The sequence below is a fragment of the Marinobacterium lacunae genome, from assembly GCF_000705555.1.
Lineage (GTDB): Bacteria > Pseudomonadota > Gammaproteobacteria > Pseudomonadales > Balneatricaceae > Marinobacterium_D > Marinobacterium_D lacunae.
Genome location: NZ_JMQN01000015.1, coordinates 245386 through 263515, shown reverse-complemented (window position 1 = coordinate 263515; position 18130 = coordinate 245386). Strand labels below are relative to the sequence as shown.

Genomic DNA, 18130 nt, shown 5'->3' with positions numbered 1-18130 from the left:
GGACGAGGAGTAGGATCAGATGGCTCAATTTCCACGCTATTTTACAATCTGGCAGAAACTCGGCCTGACTGGCGTCAAACTCACCGCCTGGCTGGTACTGCTGTTCCTGATGGCACCGATACTGGTGATCATCCCGCTGTCGTTCAACGCCGAGCCCTATTTCACCTTTACCGAGGGGATGCTGGCGTTCGATCCGGACGCCTATTCGCTGAAGTGGTATCAGGAGATCCTTGCCGAAGACAAGTGGATGCTGGCGATCAAGAACAGCTTCTACATCGGCATCATGGCCACGATCATCGCCACGGTGCTTGGAACCACTGCAGCCATCGGTCTGACCCGTTCGGAGATGCCGTTCCAGCGCATGATCATGGCACTGCTGCTATCGCCGATGATCGTGCCGCTGATCATCACCGCAGCGGGCATGTTCTTCTTCTACACCCAGCTCGATATCGCCGGCAGTTACCTCGGCGTCATCCTAGCCCACGCGGCCCTTGGCACACCGTTTGTCGTGATCACGGTAAACGCGGCACTGTCGGGGTTCGATTATTCGCTGGTACGGGCATCGCTGGGCATGGGTGCGAAACCGGTATACACCTTCTTCAAGGTGATCATGCCGTTGATACGTCCCGGAGTTATCTCCGGCGCCCTGTTCGCCTTTGTGACCTCCTTTGACGAGGTGATCGTGGTGCTCTTCCTGGCAGGCCCCGAACAGCGCACCATTCCGCGCCAGATGTTCTCGGGTCTGCGTGAAGAGATCAATCCGACCATTCTCGCTGTGGCCACCTTGCTGGTCATCATCTCCGGTCTGCTACTGCTGACAATGGAGTACCTGCGCGCACGCAGTGAAAAAATGCGCACCGGTTGATCCATCCGCCGGGCGGCTAGGCCCGCCCGGCACTCCCCCGCTCTGAACCGATCAACCAGATTACCGTAACGGCCAGCAAGGCCAGACTCAGCAACAGCATGGCATCGAGATGCGCGGTGCCGGCATTCAGCGCCAGCGCCAGTGACACCAGTGGCGTCAGGTAGCAGTAGGCGGCCACACTGCTTGGCATCAACACCTGCATCGCCCGCTGAAGAATCCAGAACGTCAGGAAGCTGGCAAACAGCGCCAGCAGCGCAAGTTTCGCAAGATCCATGGCATCCAGCAGGCTCCAGAACAGATCGCTGTTGCCTCCGCTTGCCATTGCCAGCAGCGCCATCAAACAGGCACCGATCAGCAGGCTCCAGAAAGTCGCCAGCAACGGGCTCTCCGGCAACCAGTCGCGCACCACCAGCAGTCGCGACGAAACCGAATACGCCGCCGAGCAGGCACACCCTGCGAGAAACAGCCACTCACCGAGACCAAACCCCGATAGGGCACCGTCACGCCCGCGCAGAGTCAGGCCCAGCGCCCCGACTGCACCAACCAGCAGCACCAGCAACCGGCCAAAACCGGAGCGCTCTATCCCCACCAGTCGGGCGAGCACCCAGGCAATGGTTGGCAGGGTGACAAAGAGCGCGGCAACCGACAGGGCTGAGGTCATATTCAGTGCGATGAACTGCGAACCAAAGAACACCGCCAGAAACACACCCAGCAGGGTATAGCCCACCCAGGCACGCAGGGTTCGCGGCCACCAGCGCGATGTTCGCAACACCCAGGGCAGCATCAGCGCTGCCGCGATAAAGAACCTCACCACGGTCAGCCAGATCGGCGACAGCACCGCATCGAAGGTGGCCGCCAGCGGAAACGAGCTGCCAACCAACAGCGCCCAAAGCGCCATCATCACATGGGCTCCGCCCGTCGTTTTCAATACGCCATTCATCCCGAACTCCCCAACAGATCTTCACATTCAGGCGGCAAGACGTTCACCACCCTCGAATGCCAGCATGCAGCGTCTGCCAGAGCGACGGCGTTTAAAGATTAAAAGGGGGATTCGGATTTTCCGATCATGCCGCTGCTGCGGCGGCGTAGCCTGAGCAGGTCAACTCAATGTAAGGAGATAGCAATGACCACCCTGCTCTACCTGAAAACCAGCGCCAACGGCGAGCGCAGCCGCTCGGCACAGCTCTGCGAGCGATTCATTCAGCAGCGATTCGACGCACAGCCCGACACCCGCCTCATCACCCGCGATCTGGTCACTCAGCCGCTGCCTCATCTCGGCGCTGAACAGTGGGATGCCCTGCGCCTGCCAGCATCCGAGTGCAGTGCCGAGCAACTGGCCTATCGCCACCTGTCAGACGCCCTGATTGAGGAGTTCGAAAGCGCCGACACGGTGGTCATCGCGCTGCCACTCTACAATTTCGGCATCCCCTCGCAACTGAAGGCCTACTTCGACCTGCTGGCCCGTGCCGGTGTCAGCTTCGAATTTACCGAGACAGGCCCAAAAGGCCTGCTGCGGGATCGGGATGTTTATTTGATCGCAACCCGCGGCGGCACGCTGGACAGCAACGACGACCATCAGATTCCGCCGGTCAGGCAGTTCCTGTCGCTGATCGGTATACAACGGGTGCATGCGCTGATCGCCGACGGGCTCGATCTGTCACCGGATAGCCGGGAACAGAGCCTGCTGGCCGCTCATCAGCGCATGGCGGAGATCGCCTAGCGTTAAACGGATCGCGTCAGACGGGCATCCTGTTCACAGATCCTGAGCAGTTGCTGGCGCAGCCAGCGCCGTCCGGGGCTGTCGCTACCGGGCGCCCATACCATGTCGAAGGTGAAATTGGGGCAGCCCAATGGAGGCTGATGAACTTGTACCCCTGGCGGGATCCGCAGTGTGCCTAACAGCGTCTCCGGCAGCATCATCATGCAGGGCAGCTCTTCAAGCATGTTGAGGCAGGACTGATAGTTGCTGCTCCAGGCCACCACCTTGCGGCTGTGACCAAGCTGCTCAAGCCACATATCCACCATATTGCGCGGCGACTGCCAGGGCGACGGATAGACGTGTAGCGCATCGCAGTACTCATCAACTGTGATCTGCCGCGGTGTGTTGCCCTTGGCCAGACAGACAAAACGGTCCTCGAACAGGGGCTGTCGCTCAAGCTCCGGATGCAGCTGAAAATAGGCACCGGGCCCAGGCACACAGAGCAGATCCACCTTGCCGGCGAGCAGCCCCTCGGTGGGCAGTTTCTCCTTCAGCTTCTCGATATGCAGGATACGGTGGGGCGTGCAGGCAAGCGCTGCCAACATCAATTTAGGCATTAACAGCAGCTCGAACGCCTCAGGCACGCACAGCTCCAGCGGCAACGTCTCGTCTTCGCTCGCAGGCCCGGCCTCTGCCGAACGGTTGATCGCCTCCATGGCACTGCGCAGGTAGGGCTCAATGTGCACGGCACGTGCCGTCGGCATTAACCCTGTGCTCTCCCGCACGAAGAGCTCATCGCCCAGACAGCTGCGCAGGCGCTTGAGCGAGTAGCTCACCGTAGGCGGGCTGACACTGAGCAGGTCGGCACTCTTGCGCGCGTTGTGCGTCTGATACAGCGAGAGGAATATCGCAATATCCTGGATATCCAGCTTGCGTAACAGATTTTTGCTGAGCATCGCGCCTCCCTTATCCGACAACCAAAGACCGCTTCATTCTATCGGTTCAGCGCCGTAAATGCGCACTGGGCACGCCCCCGCGAACTGCCAACGAAAAAGGGGAAGCAGGCATAAGCCCCCCCCTTGAGGTGCACAACATCGAGCGTTATTCGGACGCGGCGATCAAACTCGCGTTACCGCCAGCAGCCGTGGTATCGACACAGAGATGACGCTCGATCACGTAACGCTCCGGCAACAGGTGCTCGGTAATCAGCGGCAGCAGCGCGCCGCTGCGCTTAGCCAGCGCCTGACGGTAATCACGCAGCAGCGTCTGATCACCGCAGCTGACCACCGCCTCGAAGCCCTGAACACTGCCCAGTGCCTCTGGCTTCAGCAGACCGTTCAGCGCCACCACCGGCAGACCCGCCGCGATGGCAGGGGCCAGATCGGCTTCCGCTCCCGGTGCGACCACCACAACCTTGTTGCCCTGAGAGAGCGCCACACCCGCCTGAGCCAGTGCCGTTTTGCTATCCGGCCCCAGACAGAGCACAACACCGCGGGCAACATTGGACAGACGGTTCAGCTCGCCGGTCGGCCCCGGCATAAATTCCGGCTCGGCATCCAGCGGTGCCGGAGCGCTGGCGAAGAACGCCTTGACCGACAGCATCCGTTCCTCTGGCGCTTTGACCTTCATGCTACTCAGCTGCTCGATCGCTGTCGTCAGCGCATCAGCCGTAACTGTCGCCTCTTCTGTCGTGCTGATTGATGCACCTGCAACACTCTTGAAGCGACGCACGTAGTGCGGACCGCCCGCCTTGGGCCCGGTACCGGACAGACCTTCACCACCGAACGGCTGAGAGCCGACAATCGCGCCGATCTGGTTACGGTTGACGTAGGTGTTGCCGACCTTGATGCGGTTAACAATGCGATTAACACGGCTGTCGACACGGGTGTGCAGACCGAAGGTCAGGCCAAAGCCCTTGGCGTTGATCGCATCGACCACCTGATCGAGCTGATCGGCTTCAAAGGTTGCGACATGCAGTACCGGGCCAAAGATCTCCTCTTCGAGCTCTTCGATACCACTCAGGCGGATCACCGTCGGCGCAACGAACAGCCCTTTCTCCGGTTTCGCCAACTGCTTCAATACGCGCCCCTTGGCCGCAAACTTTTCGCAGTGGGCCTCGATACCGGCCTTGGCCGCTTTATCGATCACCGGACCCACATCGGTGGAGAGCTGCCAGGGATTGCCGATAACCAGCTCATCCATGGCACCGAACAGCATCTCCAGCAGGTGATCGGCAATATCTTTCTGCACATACAGCATACGCAGTGCAGAGCAACGCTGACCGGCGCTCTGGAAAGAGGACGCCAGCACATCGCGCACCACCTGCTCCGGCAGCGCTGTAGAGTCGACGATCATCGCGTTGAGACCGCCGGTTTCGGCCACCAGCGGCGCATCAGGTGCCATATTCTCGGCCATGACACCGTTGATACGCTGAGCTGTATCGGTAGAACCTGTGAAACACACACCGGCAATACGCGGGTCGGAGGTAAGAGCCGTACCAACGGTTGCACCACTGCCCGGCAACAGCTGGATAGCCGCTTTCGGAATACCAGCCTCGTGCATCAGCTCAACCGCGCGGCTGGCGATAAGCGCTGTTTGACCGGCCGGTTTAGCGATGACCGCGTTACCGGCAGCAAGACCTGCCAGCACCTGACCGGTGAAGATCGCCAGCGGGAAGTTCCACGGCGAGATACAGGAGATAACACCACGGGCCTCGCCCGATTCCTCGTTGCGGATCCCTTCATTGGCGTAGTAACGCGCGAAGTCCACCGCCTCACGAATTTCGGCAACGCCATCGAGCAGGGTCTTGCCCGCTTCGCGGGTAGCCAGCGCAAACAGCTCAAAACTATGTTCTTCGAACAGGTCGCCAACACGGGCGATGCACGCGGCACGCTCCTCGGCAGACATCGCAGACCAGGTGGTGAAGCCCTGCTGAGAAGCGGCGATGGCGGCTTCGATATCCTCGGCAGAGGCCTGGGTCACATACCCCACCAGATCATCAGGATCGGCCGGGTTGATCACCTCTTTGGCACCGGCACCCACAACCTCGGCGGCCAATACGGGGCCACCCTGCCACTGATGCGTACGGAAGGCTCCGCGCCCCTTTTCAACCTCTTCAACCTGCACAGGATCGGTAATGTCCCAACCCTTGGAGTTGCTGCGACCCTGGCCGAACAGTTCCGCCGGACGCTGAATGGCTTTGCTGGCAACATCCTGCCCCAGTGATTGCACCTGGCTGATCGGATCACGCGCAATCATCTCCGGCGTAATACGGGTATCGACGATCTGGTTAACAAAGGAGCTGTTCGCGCCGTTTTCCAGCAGACGACGTACCAGATAGGCCAGCAGATCCTGATGGGCACCGACCGGCGCATAAATACGGCAGCGAGTCTTGCCACCGCTCATGACGGCCTCATGCAGGGACTCGCCCATGCCGTGCAGACGCTGGAATTCGAAGCAATCGCGGCCCTCGGCCAGTTCCAGAATCGCGGACACGGAGTGCGCGTTGTGGGTTGCGAACTGCGGGTAGATGCGATCGGTCATACCCAGCAGCTTTTTGGCGCACGCCATGTAGGACACATCGCTGCACGCCTTGCGGGTAAAGACAGGGAAGCCATCCAGACCCATCACCTGCGCCTGCTTGATCTCGGCGTCCCAGTAGGCACCTTTAACCAGACGCACCATGATGCGGCGATCCAGTTTGGTAGAAAGTGCGTAAAGCCAATCCAAAACGTGTGATGCGCGTTTGCCGAACGCCTGCACAACCACACCGAAACCATCCCAACCTGCCAGCTCAGGATCAGACAGAACCGCTTCGATTACGTCCAGAGACAGGTCAAGACGGTCCGCTTCCTCGGCATCGATGTTAAAGCCCATGTTGGCAGCTTTGGCCAACTTGGCCAGAGAAAGCGTACGGGGAACGAGCTCGTTCATCACGCGTTCGCGCTGACCGAACTCGTAGCGCGGATGCAAAGCGGAGAGCTTGACCGAGATGCCCGGATTGCTGCGGATATCCGCGTGTTTGCAGTTGGCTTTTAGTTCGCTGATTGCATTGGAATAATCGCGGTGGTAGCGCAGTGCATCTTTATCGGTACGTGCGGCTTCACCGAGCATGTCATAAGAGTATGTGTAGCCCTTGGACTCATACTTTTCGGCACGCTTGAGCGCCTCTTCGATGGTGCGACCGAGTACGAACTGACGCCCCATCTCCTTCATTGCCTGATGGGCAACGGTACGCACCATTGGGTCACCCATACGCTTGACCAGAGAACGCAAGGTCTCCATCAGGCTCTGCTTGTCAGCGGGGCTGATCAGCTTGCCGGCTACCATAAGGCCCCAGGTGGTGGTGTTGATCAACGACGACTTCGACTTGCCGCGGTGGTCAGCCCATTTACCGGACGACACCTTGTCTTCGATCAGCTCATGAATGGTGATGTTATCGGGCACGCGAAGCAGGGCTTCGGCCAGACACATCAAAGCCACACCCTCTTTGGTGCTGAGGCCGTACTGAGCCAGGAATTTTTCCATCATGGTCGGTTTGGAGTTAGCACGTACATTGCGTACCAGCTCCGCCGCACGGACAGAGATCGCATCACGAATGGCTTGCGACAGATCGGCACCAGCTATCAACTCACTGATGACGGTGTATTCATCGGCAAGATAGTAGTTATGGATAGCTTGTCGGCATTCGTGAATTGTTGGAGTAGTAGATTGCGCCAGTGCCATATCGTTATCCTCTAGAATGTGTACGTTTCGTAGGCATTCTACACAAGTCGATATAGCCACTTTCTCCATAAACGCTAGCGCCAAGCGCTCAATTGACTTTTTATGGGCACAAAAAACCGCCGCTTCGCCCATATTTCCCGAAGAAAAAGACGTTTCGACTAGAGCAGGCCAACCAACCCCGGCCAACCTGCATGTTTGCTGGGTTTATCGCCTACGCATAAACCCGGCTGTCACCCCTTCCCTATAGCCAGCTCCTTCAACACACCATCGGCCACCGAAAATACGGCACAATCGACCTCTTTGCTGGCCTGCATGTCCGTTAAGGTCTGTTTCCAGCGCTTAAGAATCGCACGCTTCTCACCCCACCAGCGCTCAACCAGTTTTTCGGGTGGATCCAGCATCTCGTTGGCTGCATCATTGATCACGAATACACCGGCGGTGAGTTCGCGCAGGTGATGATCCAGTTCGTTACGGAAGCTAAGCGCTGCCATCAACTCCCAGTGATTAACCGGGCGGAAGGCACGGATCTGACGATCCAGCCAGATCAGATTCAGCTCTTCACCCAAGGTGAAATACACCTTTGCAACCCGTTCCAGACTCTGATCAAGTTGCAGGGCGACCTCGATAATATCCATCAGCCAATAGCGACTTTCCGTCGAAGCACAATACAGTGCCAGCGATTCGGGAACACCGTTGGCGATGTAGTAATCATAGCGCTGACACCAGCGATCTTCAGGGATGACTCGCTTGAGCTGCTCCGCCGATGCGGTGACGGCCGTTAGTGCATCCCGATAGCGCGCCACCGACAGGGCCGGATCGAGACTCCCTCGCCGGTATTGCAACAGCCAGTGACTGCCGCGGGAGATCAGCCCGACAAGATCCCTCAACAACGCCACCTGAACCTCCGTCGCAACCCGGCCATCCAGTGCCTCGACGTCGCGCCAGTAGCGATCGACATCGTAGACCTCCCGAATGATCAGGTAAGCCGCCGCCACATCGGCATAGCCGGTGCCGGCCGCCCGCTTCATTTTGTTGACGTAGGTGATCCCCATCCGGTTAACGAGATCGTTGGCGATCTGGGTAGCGGTGATCTCGGCTCTCAGTCGATGCCCGGTGGCGTCATCGGAAAAATGCGCCAAAAGCGACGCTGGGAAGGCCCCGTTAAACGCCTTTGCAAAACGCGAATCCCGCGCAATCCATGCATCCACCAGCGTCTGTTTCAGCTCAATTTTGGCGTACGAGATCAACACCGACAGCTCCGGTCGGGTAAGCCCTATTCCCTTCACCTGACGCTGCTGCAAGGTCTCCTCGTCCGGCAGAAACTCCAACTGACGATTAAGTTTTCCGTCTGCCTCGAGACGGCGAATAAAGCGAGCATAGTCATCGAGCCCAGCCACACCGTCAGTCTGCGCAATACTCAGCGCCAGCGCCTGACGGTAGTTGTTCTTGAGCACTAACTGAGCCACTTCGTCAGTCATGTCCCGCAGGATCTGATTGCGCTCTTCAAGCGAGAGCTTGCCGACCTGTACCAGCTCATTGAGCAGAATCTTGATGTTGACCTCATGGTCAGAGCAATCAACCCCGCCGGCATTGTCGATAAAGTCAGTGTTGGCCGCGCCACCGTTGAGCGCAAACTCAATGCGCCCCCGCTGCGTCACCCCTAGATTGCCGCCCTCGCCAAGCACTTTGCAGCGCAGCTGTTCGCCATTGATACGCAAGCCATCGTTGGACTTGTCACCCACCTCTTCATGACTCTCCTGCCGCGCCTTAACATAGGTTCCGATCCCGCCGTTCCAGAGCAGGTCCACCGGCGCCATCAACAAAGCCTTGATCAGATCGTTCGGGGCCAGACGTTCGGCCTCAATCTGCAGCACCTGACGCATCTGCGGAGAGATCGGGATCCATTTGGCGGCGCGCGGGAAAACACCACCGCCTTCACTGATCAGTGAAACGTCATAGTCGGCCCAGGAGGAACGGGGCAATTCGAACAGACGCTTGCGCTCAGCAAACGAGCGCGCCGCATCCGGTGTCGGATCGATAAAGATGTGCTGATGGTTGAAGGCGCCAACCAAGCGGATCTGATCGGAGCAGAGCATGCCGTTACCGAACACATCGCCGGCCATATCGCCAATGCCCACCACCGTGAACGGCTGGGTCTGGGTATCGATCCCCAACTCCTGAAAATGCCGCTTGACCGACTCCCAAGCTCCGCGGGCCGTGATACCCATCTTTTTATGGTCGTATCCCTCGCTGCCGCCGGAGGCGAAAGCATCGCCCAGCCAGAATCCGTAGTCCTCGGCGATCGCGTTGGCAATATCCGAGAAGGTCGCCGTGCCTTTGTCGGCCGCCACGACCAGATAAGGATCATCGCTATCGTGCCGCACGACCTCTTGGGGCGGCACAACCTCTCCGCCTTTAAGGTTGTCGGTAATATCGAGCATGCCCCGAATGAAGTCCTTATAACAGGCGATACCCTCGGCGATAAAGGCGTCTCTTCCCCCCTCGGGAGGCTGTTTACAGATAAAGCATCCCTTTGCCCCGACCGGCACGATCACCGAGTTTTTAACCTGCTGAGCCTTGACCAGCCCCAACACCTCGGTGCGGTAATCCTCGACCCTGTCCGACCAACGAAGCCCCCCGCGGGCGATGGGCCCTGCCCTGAGATGCACACCCTCAATCCGCGGCGAATAGACAAATATCTCAAAACGCGGTCTGGGCTGGGGAATATCAGGGATCGCGGCTGGATCAAGCTTGAAGGAGAAATACCGCTTGTGTTCGCCTTCGTTGCAATGCTGGTAGTAGTTGGTGCGCAATGTTGCACCGATGAGCACGAAGAAGCGGCGCAATATGCGATCATCATCCAGGGTTTCCACCTCATCCAACCCTGAAGTTATACGCTCGGTGAGCGCCGCTGCACGGGTATCGCGCTCCCCGTCGGAGTATCCGGGCTTGAACCTTGCGTCGAAATACTCGACCAGTTGCCGGGTAATGCCCAGGTGGCGCCCTAAAGCCGCGGCGATAAACGGTTGACTGAAACCAAATCTCAGTTGCTTCATATAGCGTGCGTAGGCGCGCAGCAATGCGACCTCGCGCCAACCCAGACCGGCCCCCAAAATCAGGTGATTGAAGGGGTCGTTCTCGGCCTGGCCATTCCAGATATGCTTAAACGCCTCGCGCAGCAGAGGCTCGACTCTCTCGGCACTCTGGCCGCCGGCGGCCTGACAGGTGACAACAAAGTCACTGATCCAGATTCGCACACCATCCTGGCGTTCAACGACATGAGGGTGTTCACCCAGTACCCGCATACCCAGATTCTCCAGCATCGGAATCACGTCGGAGAGCACGACGGAACTTTGCTGGTTGTAGAGCTTAAAGCGCAATTGATGCGCATCCTCAGAGACGAACGGATAGAAGCTCAGCGGTACATCCCCGCCCTCTCCCATGACTTCTATCTGCTCAATATCAGCAACCGCATGCTGCGGCGAAAAGTGCTCACGGTACGCGGTTGGAAAAGCCCCACGATACCGCTGGGACAACCGAATCCCCTGCTCTTCACCATATTGGGCAATCAGACTATCGAGCAGGTCATCGTCCCAGGAGCGGGATACTGCAAGTACATCGGCTTCAATCTGCGCCAGATCACACTGGAATTGTGCCAGCGGATCCACGTAGAGCACGAAGTGGGTACGAAACAGCACCGAGGTGGATAACTGCGCAGAAACCTCGACATCCTTTGCCCCGAATCCGGCCTCCAGAATCTCTTGAACCCGGACTCGTAATGCGGTGTTGTAGATATCACGAGGGGCATAGTACAGACAGGAGTAATAGAGCCCATCCTCCGAACGGCGCGTAAACAGGCAGGCTTTTCGCCGCTCCTGCAGGTTGAATACACCCATCACGATAGTCTGCAGATCGGGTACGCTGGCCAGCAGCAATTCTGAGCGCGGGAGGTCCTTGAGCACGTACAGGATCTGCTTGTAGCTGTGTCCGCCCGGCTCGAAACCGGAAGCGTCCAGAATGCGATTGACCTTGTGTCTCACCATGGGAATATCGGTTGGCAGGGTCTGGTACACCGACGAGGTGTATAGGCCAAAGAAGCAGTGAGCACCGATCACCTGCCCCCGATCATTAAACTGACGCACCAGTACCAGATCCTGGTAATCGGCGCGGAACACACGCGAACGGCGACTGTCTTTCAGCAGACTGATCGGTGCGTCACTTTCATTCATGAGCCGCTGAGCTTCGCCAACCTGCTCCCGCTCGGCCCGTGAACGCTGAACACCCAACCACCCCTCTGCCAGTGGGTGATCACTGTCAGCTGCAACCTGACGGCTGAGTTTCTCATAACCTAGCAGGACAAAATGGCGCTGCCCCAGCCAGTGCAGGAACTGCCCCGCCTCCACCAGCGTCTGCCGTTGTTCGGACTCTTGGGCGCAATCGTGCCCCCGTTTTTCGAGTTCAGCACGCACCGCGTCCAGCTTATCAAGCATCGGTTGGTAGTCGGCCACCGTCACTTCGACCTCGGCCATCACCTCACGCAACGACTCCCGAATCATCATCAGCTGTCCCGGGTCCGGCACTCGGTCAATCTCGATAAAAAGCGCCGATTCCAACCGCCCGCCGACACGGGATTCCGGCAGCGCCAGCAGAGTGCCGTCGTCAGCACGTTCGACGTAGGGGGTGCAGTTGTTCACCGAACGCACTGTCAACTTCAAACGCGCCAGCTCCATGCGGATGGAGTCGACGATGAACGGCATATCCTGACTGTGTACCATCACCGCTGTTCGCGGCGAGTGCCAGCCATGTTCCGTCAGTGTCGGGTTAAACACTTCGACATGTGGGCCTTCGCCGGTGTAGCGCTGCATAGCCCTCCAGTAGTACTGCACGCTCGCACAGAGTTGATCGATACCGGTATCGAGCAGGTCTGACGAAGAGGAAACCGCATATAACTGATGTGCAAAGCGGATCACCCATTCAGCGTCGGCCTCGGGAAGCCGGGCTCTTAACGCACTGGCCAATTGTTCAAACACTGTTGCTTTGGTCGGCGAACTGAAAAAGGTCATGAATTTTTTCCAGGAGAAGATGGCTAGGTTTTTTAATGTCTTCGCAGCGTGTCCGTACTGAGTGCGAGCTGAACGCGGCAGCTAATCGCTCGCAACAGTATAGACCTCCCTCACGAGACGGATTCACCATATGCTCAGCCCTGGAAGGAAAACGGTCTTTATTCGTATATGATTACAGGTCAGATAGCCCACAAACGAGGCATGTATGGACGATTTGGATAAGTTTGACCGCCTGATCATAGATGAATTGCAAAGAAACGCGCGGATTACAATTACCGAACTTGCCTCCCGCGTAGGCCTGTCAAAAACCCCTTGCCAGATCCGCATGAAACGCCTGGAAGAACAGGGTTTCATTAAGGGCTATACAGCCCTGGTGGACCAAACCAAAATGGGCCTGGACCATATCGCGTTTGCACAGGTCACGCTGAACGACACCAGCAGCAAGGCGCTCGATGCATTCAACTCCGCCGTACGCAGGATATCGGCGGTTGAGGAGTGTCATATGATTGCGGGCAACTTCGACTATCTGCTGAAGGTGAGAACCCGCAACATGGAGGAGTACCGAGCCGTGCTCGGCGAGCAGATATCGGCCCTGCCCCATGTATTGCAGACCAGCACCTTTGTGGTGATGGAGAACATCAAGGATACTGGAATTTAAGGATTCGATATGAGCGCGGATACCATCCGTATGCAGCTCTCTGAGCTGGATACACTTTGCCGTCAGGTACTAAGCCGACACGGCTTTTCGCTGGCCCATATCGACGCCATCACGACAACACTGATGCGCGGCCAGGTTGACGACTGCGCCTCTCATGGCGTCTACCGCTTGCTTGGTCTGATCGGCACCTTGCAAGCAGGCAAGGCAAGCCCCGATGCAGAGCCAGTGATCAAGGACCAGGCACCGGCGGTGCTGCGTGTCGATGCAGGAGGCGCCTTCGCTCCACTGGCGTTCAGCCGGGGTCTGCCCCGGCTGATCGAGAAAGCCAACCACTGCGGCATCGCCGCCATGGCGATTAACCACTGCGTCCATTTCTCGGCGCTGTGGGTGGAGATCGAGGCGATTACCTCCGCCGGACTGGTCGGACTGGCCTGCAACCCCGCTCATGCCTGGGTTGCACCGGCCGGGGGTACGGTGCCGCTGTTCGGCACCAACCCCTTCGCTTTCGGCTGGCCACGACCGGGTGCGCATCCCTATGTCTTCGACTTCGCCACCAGCGCTATCGCCCGCGGCGATATCGAGCTCCACCGCCGCAGCGGCGAGCCCATCCCGCAGGGCTGGGCCGTTGATGCCGCTGGCAATCCCACCACCGATGCCATTGAGGCCCTGAACGGAGCCATGCTCACCTTTGGCGGGCACAAGGGGTCGGCGCTGGCGACGATGATCGAGCTGATCGCCGGACCGCTGATCGGCGACCTGACCAGCGCCGAGTCGATGGACTGGGATCAAGGCGCTGGCGGTCTGCCCTATCACGGCGAGTTGATCATTGCACTGGACCCGGAGCGTTTCCTCGGAAGTGAAACCGCCCAATACCTGCAACGGGCCGAAAAGCTGTTCGAATCGATCGTCAACCAAGGTGCCCGCCTGCCCTCGCAACGTCGCTTCGAGGCGCGCCACCGCACCGCCCGAGAGGGGGTCGACATCCCCTCTCAACTGCTGACCGACATCCGGGCACTGCTTAACTAGCTCTTGCACCTCAAAAACGGCGCTCCCCGATAGAGCACGCGCCATTTTCTGCTTCATGCTGGCGCACAGTGCTTGAGAGGACCACACTGAGACCTGCGCGCAGTTGTGCACAGTGCACAATTATTCCGACACATGCGCTATCCAGTATTCACAATATGCGCGCCTGAGTTTTCCTGCCGAATTCATGGCACATCGGTTGCTTTACCTGAGGAGTTATCTGAACACATACCTCTTAAAAATGCGGAGCCCGATATGGAACACTCTGATTATCCATTGAGCGAAGTGCCCAACAGCGAACGCAAAGGGCTGTTCTCCACCTCTGTCGTACTGCTCGGTTTTACTTTCTTCACCTCTACTATGTGGGCCGGAGGCACACTCGGTCAGGCGTTCTCGTTCGGCGAGCTGATGCTGGCGATCCTGATCGGCAACCTGCTGCTGGGCGGATACGCCGCTGCCCTGGCCTATATTGCCTGCAAAAGCGGCCTGAACTCTGTACTGATGGGACGCTTCTGCTTTGGCGAAACCGGCAGCAAGCTGTCGGACTTCGTACTCGGCTTTACACAGATCGGCTGGTACGCCTGGGGCACGGCCACCATCGCCATTGTCCTGACCAAGACCACCGGCCTGCCGGAGTCTTTCCAGATACCGCTGATGATCCTGTTCGGTTTCGCCTTCTGTATTACCGCGATGGTGGGGTACAAGGGGCTGGACCTGCTTTCACGCGTTGCCGTACCGGCAATGATGGTGTTTATCCTGGTCAGCCTCTATACCGGCCTTCTGGATGTGGGTGGCGTCTCGGCGCTGGTCGGAAAGACCCCGTCCGAAAGCATGGGCTTCGCCGCTGCGATCACCGTCGTCATCGGCACTTTCATCAGTGGCGGTACTCAGGCCACCAACTGGAGTCGCTTTGCACGTACTCCGCGCACCGCTGTCATCGCAACACTGGCGGCCTTCTTTGTCGGTAATGGCTTGATGGTGCTCACCGGCGCACTGGGCACCCTGATCTACCAGCAGGCGGACATTGTCGATGTCATGCTCGCACAGGGCTTTGTCGTGCTCGCCGTCTTGATGCTATTCCTCAATATCTGGACAACGCAGGACAACACCATCTACAACTTTGCCGTCGCTGGCTGCAACCTGCTGCGCACTGACAAGCGCCGACTGGTTACCATCGGCGGTGCCGCCATCGGTACAGTTATGGCAGTAGGTGGCATGTATAACCTGCTGATCCCCTTCCTGATCCTGCTCGGCACCTTTATCCCGCCCATCGGGGGCGTGATCATGGCCGACTTCTGGCTGCACCATAAAGGCCGGTATCCGAAACTGGCCGAGGTCAGCCTGCCCGCCTTCAACTGGTTCGGCCTTGGCGCCTATGCGCTGGGATCGGCTTCGGCCTACGCCTCGCCGGTTCTACCGCCGATTGTCGGGGTGCTGGTTGCAGCCCTGTGCTATGGCGTGCTGATCCGGCTGCCAAAATGTGCGCCGATGCTCGACGCGGCGGAGGGCTGATGAGTATCTGCTGCACCGACGTCACCCGCCTCCCCGGCCTTGAAAGCATCCGCTTTCGGGCCGGACTTCAGGGTGGCAACCGCGTTGTCCGCTGGCCCTATGTGGCGGAAAACGACAGCATCGCTGACTGGGTGAGCGGGGGTGAGCTCGTGTTTGTAACCGGCATCAATCGCCGGCGCAACGAGCAAAACCTGAAGCAGCTGGTACGCGAGGGCGCCCGACATCAGGTAGCGGGCCTCGTCATACTGACAGGCCCCGAGTTCATTCGAGAGATTCCGGCCAGCGTGCTTGAACTGGCCAATCGTCTCGATTTCCCGATACTCGAGCAACCCTATGACCTGAAGATGGTGGTCGTCACCGAGGTGATCAGCAACGCCATTGTGCAGGACAACCTCATGGGACAATCGGTGAAGCTCTTCCTGAACAAGCTGATCAATGGCTTTGCCGAGGCCCCAGAACTTATTCATCTGCGTGCCACTGAGCTGGGTCTGAGCGACAGCCGACCCTACTCGGTTGTTGCGCTGCGACTGCTGCGCCAGACAACTGATATTCAGGAGCAGCGACTGCTGCTGCAGCAACGTAACCGCCTTGAGCAGCTACTGACAGATCTGCTCAAGCGCCGTGGCATTGAGTGGCCGGTGCTGCTTCACGAGCATGATCTGCTGGCGATCTGGCCTTGCGACGAGGCACACGCGGCCTCCCTGGCCGAAGAGCTTGAACAGGCTGTGCAATGGCTGCTGCGTCAGCAACCCGAACTGAACATCTATGCCGGTGTCAGCGACCTGCAACCGGGGTTGAGCCGCCTTTCACAGGCGGTCGATCAGGCCTGTCAGGCTGCCCAGTTTGCCGTCCAGCACCAGCATCAGCGGCTGTTCTTTTATGAACAGCTTGGAATCGCTCGCCTGTTCGCGGCGATCCCCCAACGCCAGATGCTGGCCAGCTTCTGTCAGGAGCAGCTCGGCGGGCTCTGTTTCGCACGCGAGCCGAACGCACTGACTCTGAAGGAGACACTGACCCACTACCTGAACCACTTCGGCAATCAGCAACATACGGCTGCAACACTGGGAGTACACCGTAATACCCTGGCCCACCGCCTGAAGCGGATCGAAAAACTGACCGGACACACGCTGCGTGACCCGTTCACGCGACTGAACCTGCAAAACGCCCTGCTGATCGAACAGATTTTGTTTCAGCATCACAATATCGACAACGAGACACAGCGATCATGAAAATCATCAATGCCCGCCTGCGCCAGAAAGCCGCCCTCCATACCCTGGAGATCGACAACGGCGTGTTTTCGGCCATCACCGAGCAGAGCGCCGAATTGAGTGCTGGAAACGGCCAGATCGATGCCGCCGGCAAGCTGCTATGCGCCCCCTTTGTCGAACCGCATATCCATCTGGACGCAGCACTGACCGCCGGCGAGCCGAACTGGAACCAGAGCGGCACACTGTTCGAAGGCATCGAGCGCTGGTCCGAGCGCAAGCCGATGCTGAACGAGGCGGATATCCGTCGTCGGGTGTTGAAAACCATTGAGCTGCTGGTACAGAACGGGGTGCAGCATATCCGCACCCATGCCGATATATCCGATCCAACGCTGGTTGGACTCAAAACCCTGTGCAGTCTGCGCGACGAGCTCAAAGACAGGATCGAGATTCAGGTGGTTGCCTTTCCACAGGAGGGTTTGCTCTCCTACCCCAACGGCCTCACGCTGATGGAGCAGGCGCTGGAGATCGGCGCGGATGTGGTCGGCGGCATCCCCCACTTCGAGTACACCCGCGAGCTGGGTGAGCAATCGATGAAGACAGTGATCGAACTGGCGCGCAAGTATGACCGCCTGGTCGATGTGCACTGTGACGAGATCGACGACCCCAACTCCCGCTTCCTTGAGGTACTCGCTTGTGAGGCACTGTTCAACGATATGGGTGAGCGCGTGACTGCCAGCCACACGACGGCCATGGGTTCCTACGACAACGCGTACTGCTCAAAGCTGTTCCGGCTACTTAAGCGCTCGGCCATCAACTTCATCTCCTGTCCCACCGAAAGCATCCACCTGCAGGGCCGTTTCGACAGCTACCCCAAACGCCGCGGACTGACCCGCGTAAAAGAGCTCAATGCCGCCGGTATCAATGTTTGCCTGGGACAGGACTCGATCTTCGACCCCTGGTATTCACTGGGTAACGGCAAGCTACTGCGGACCCTCGATTTCGGTCTGCACATCTGCCAGATGATGGGCTACCGGGACTTCCAGTCGGCGCTTAGCCTGATCACCGATAACAGCGCACGCACACTCAACATTCAGGCGCGCTACGGTATCGAGGTGGGCAAGCCCGGTAACTTCATCCTGCTCGACGGCGAGGACGACTACAGCGTGGTGCGCAACCAGCGCGATGTACTGCTGTCGGTACGCGACGGCGTGCGGATCATGCAGCGGGAGCCGGCCAGAGTCACAACGCCAAACTGGATCGACCGCTAAGCGGCACCGTGCACGCCCCGGCTGTTCTACATCAACCACGGTGTTAACTGGTTTGACAGCATGGGGCATTTTTGTCCTAATCCGCCTACAGAATCAGATGGCAGGAAGC

The 18130-nt window shown here is 58.6% G+C and carries 11 protein-coding genes; 7 read left to right on the top strand and 4 right to left on the bottom strand.

Annotated features, from left to right (window positions below; translation table 11 throughout):
• The first annotated feature begins 19 nt into the window (after positions 1-19).
• On the top strand, positions 20-865 hold the full coding sequence (locus ADIMK_RS05805; RefSeq protein WP_036184858.1) for an ABC transporter permease: 846 nt from the start codon (positions 20-22) through the stop codon (positions 863-865).
• A 16-nt stretch (positions 866-881) separates the two neighbouring features.
• On the opposite strand, the gene ADIMK_RS05800 is transcribed toward ADIMK_RS05805, so the two are convergent.
• Positions 882-1805 carry a DMT family transporter gene (locus ADIMK_RS05800; RefSeq protein WP_036184847.1) on the bottom strand — a complete coding sequence of 308 codons (924 nt, stop codon included), beginning with the start codon at positions 1803-1805 and terminating at the stop codon, positions 882-884.
• Between the two features lie 183 nt (positions 1806-1988).
• Here ADIMK_RS05800 and ADIMK_RS05795 point away from each other — a divergent pair, with 183 nt between their 5' ends.
• Positions 1989-2585 carry an FMN-dependent NADH-azoreductase gene (locus tag ADIMK_RS05795; protein ID WP_036184846.1) on the top strand — a complete coding sequence of 199 codons (597 nt, stop codon included), beginning with the start codon at positions 1989-1991 and terminating at the stop codon, positions 2583-2585.
• 2 nt (positions 2586-2587) lie between these two features.
• On the opposite strand, the gene ADIMK_RS05790 is transcribed toward ADIMK_RS05795, so the two are convergent.
• The 3 genes from ADIMK_RS05790 to ADIMK_RS05780 form a co-directional block, all read right to left on the bottom strand.
• Complete coding sequence (locus ADIMK_RS05790; protein WP_036184845.1) at positions 2588-3520, bottom strand: LysR family transcriptional regulator; 933 nt, start codon at positions 3518-3520, stop codon at positions 2588-2590.
• A gap of 145 nt (positions 3521-3665) precedes the next feature.
• Positions 3666-7289, bottom strand: a complete 3624-nt coding sequence (gene putA / locus ADIMK_RS05785) for a bifunctional proline dehydrogenase/L-glutamate gamma-semialdehyde dehydrogenase PutA (RefSeq protein ID WP_036184843.1) — start codon at positions 7287-7289, stop codon at positions 3666-3668.
• Positions 7290-7519: 230 nt separating this feature from the next.
• A complete protein-coding gene (locus tag ADIMK_RS05780) occupies positions 7520-12352 on the bottom strand; it encodes an NAD-glutamate dehydrogenase (protein WP_036184840.1) in 4833 nt (1610 codons plus the stop codon).
• A gap of 205 nt (positions 12353-12557) precedes the next feature.
• Between ADIMK_RS05780 and ADIMK_RS05775 the strand changes: the two genes are divergently transcribed.
• The 5 genes from ADIMK_RS05775 (at position 12558) to codA (ending at position 18021) form a co-directional block, all read left to right on the top strand.
• The gene (locus tag ADIMK_RS05775; RefSeq protein ID WP_036184837.1) at positions 12558-13010 is read left to right on the top strand and encodes an Lrp/AsnC family transcriptional regulator; all 453 of its coding nucleotides are present in this window, start codon (positions 12558-12560) and stop codon (positions 13008-13010) included.
• A gap of 9 nt (positions 13011-13019) precedes the next feature.
• Positions 13020-14036, top strand: a complete 1017-nt coding sequence (locus tag ADIMK_RS05770) for an Ldh family oxidoreductase (protein ID WP_036184834.1) — start codon at positions 13020-13022, stop codon at positions 14034-14036.
• Positions 14037-14288: 252 nt separating this feature from the next.
• Positions 14289-15545 (top strand): cytosine permease, encoded by a 1257-nt coding sequence (gene codB / locus ADIMK_RS05765; RefSeq protein ID WP_036184832.1) that lies wholly within the window; start codon positions 14289-14291, stop codon positions 15543-15545.
• Complete coding sequence (locus tag ADIMK_RS05760; RefSeq protein WP_051692522.1) at positions 15545-16774, top strand: PucR family transcriptional regulator; 1230 nt, start codon at positions 15545-15547, stop codon at positions 16772-16774. Before codB ends, ADIMK_RS05760 begins: the two co-directional genes overlap by 1 nt.
• Positions 16771-18021: a cytosine deaminase gene (gene codA, locus ADIMK_RS05755; protein ID WP_036184828.1), complete on the top strand. Its 1251-nt coding sequence runs from the start codon at positions 16771-16773 to the stop codon at positions 18019-18021. Before ADIMK_RS05760 ends, codA begins: the two co-directional genes overlap by 4 nt.
• Positions 18022-18130 lie beyond the last annotated feature (109 nt).

Coding starts and splice junctions, on each gene's coding strand:
- ADIMK_RS05805 (WP_036184858.1), top strand. CDS start 20: ATGGCTCAATTTCCACGCTATTTTACAATCTGGCAGAAACTCGGCCTG.
- ADIMK_RS05800 (WP_036184847.1), bottom strand. CDS start 1,805: ATGAATGGCGTATTGAAAACGACGGGCGGAGCCCATGTGATGATGGCG.
- ADIMK_RS05795 (WP_036184846.1), top strand. CDS start 1,989: ATGACCACCCTGCTCTACCTGAAAACCAGCGCCAACGGCGAGCGCAGC.
- ADIMK_RS05790 (WP_036184845.1), bottom strand. CDS start 3,520: ATGCTCAGCAAAAATCTGTTACGCAAGCTGGATATCCAGGATATTGCG.
- putA (WP_036184843.1), bottom strand. CDS start 7,289: ATGGCACTGGCGCAATCTACTACTCCAACAATTCACGAATGCCGACAA.
- ADIMK_RS05780 (WP_036184840.1), bottom strand. CDS start 12,352: ATGACCTTTTTCAGTTCGCCGACCAAAGCAACAGTGTTTGAACAATTG.
- ADIMK_RS05775 (WP_036184837.1), top strand. CDS start 12,558: ATGGACGATTTGGATAAGTTTGACCGCCTGATCATAGATGAATTGCAA.
- ADIMK_RS05770 (WP_036184834.1), top strand. CDS start 13,020: ATGAGCGCGGATACCATCCGTATGCAGCTCTCTGAGCTGGATACACTT.
- codB (WP_036184832.1), top strand. CDS start 14,289: ATGGAACACTCTGATTATCCATTGAGCGAAGTGCCCAACAGCGAACGC.
- ADIMK_RS05760 (WP_051692522.1), top strand. CDS start 15,545: ATGAGTATCTGCTGCACCGACGTCACCCGCCTCCCCGGCCTTGAAAGC.
- codA (WP_036184828.1), top strand. CDS start 16,771: ATGAAAATCATCAATGCCCGCCTGCGCCAGAAAGCCGCCCTCCATACC.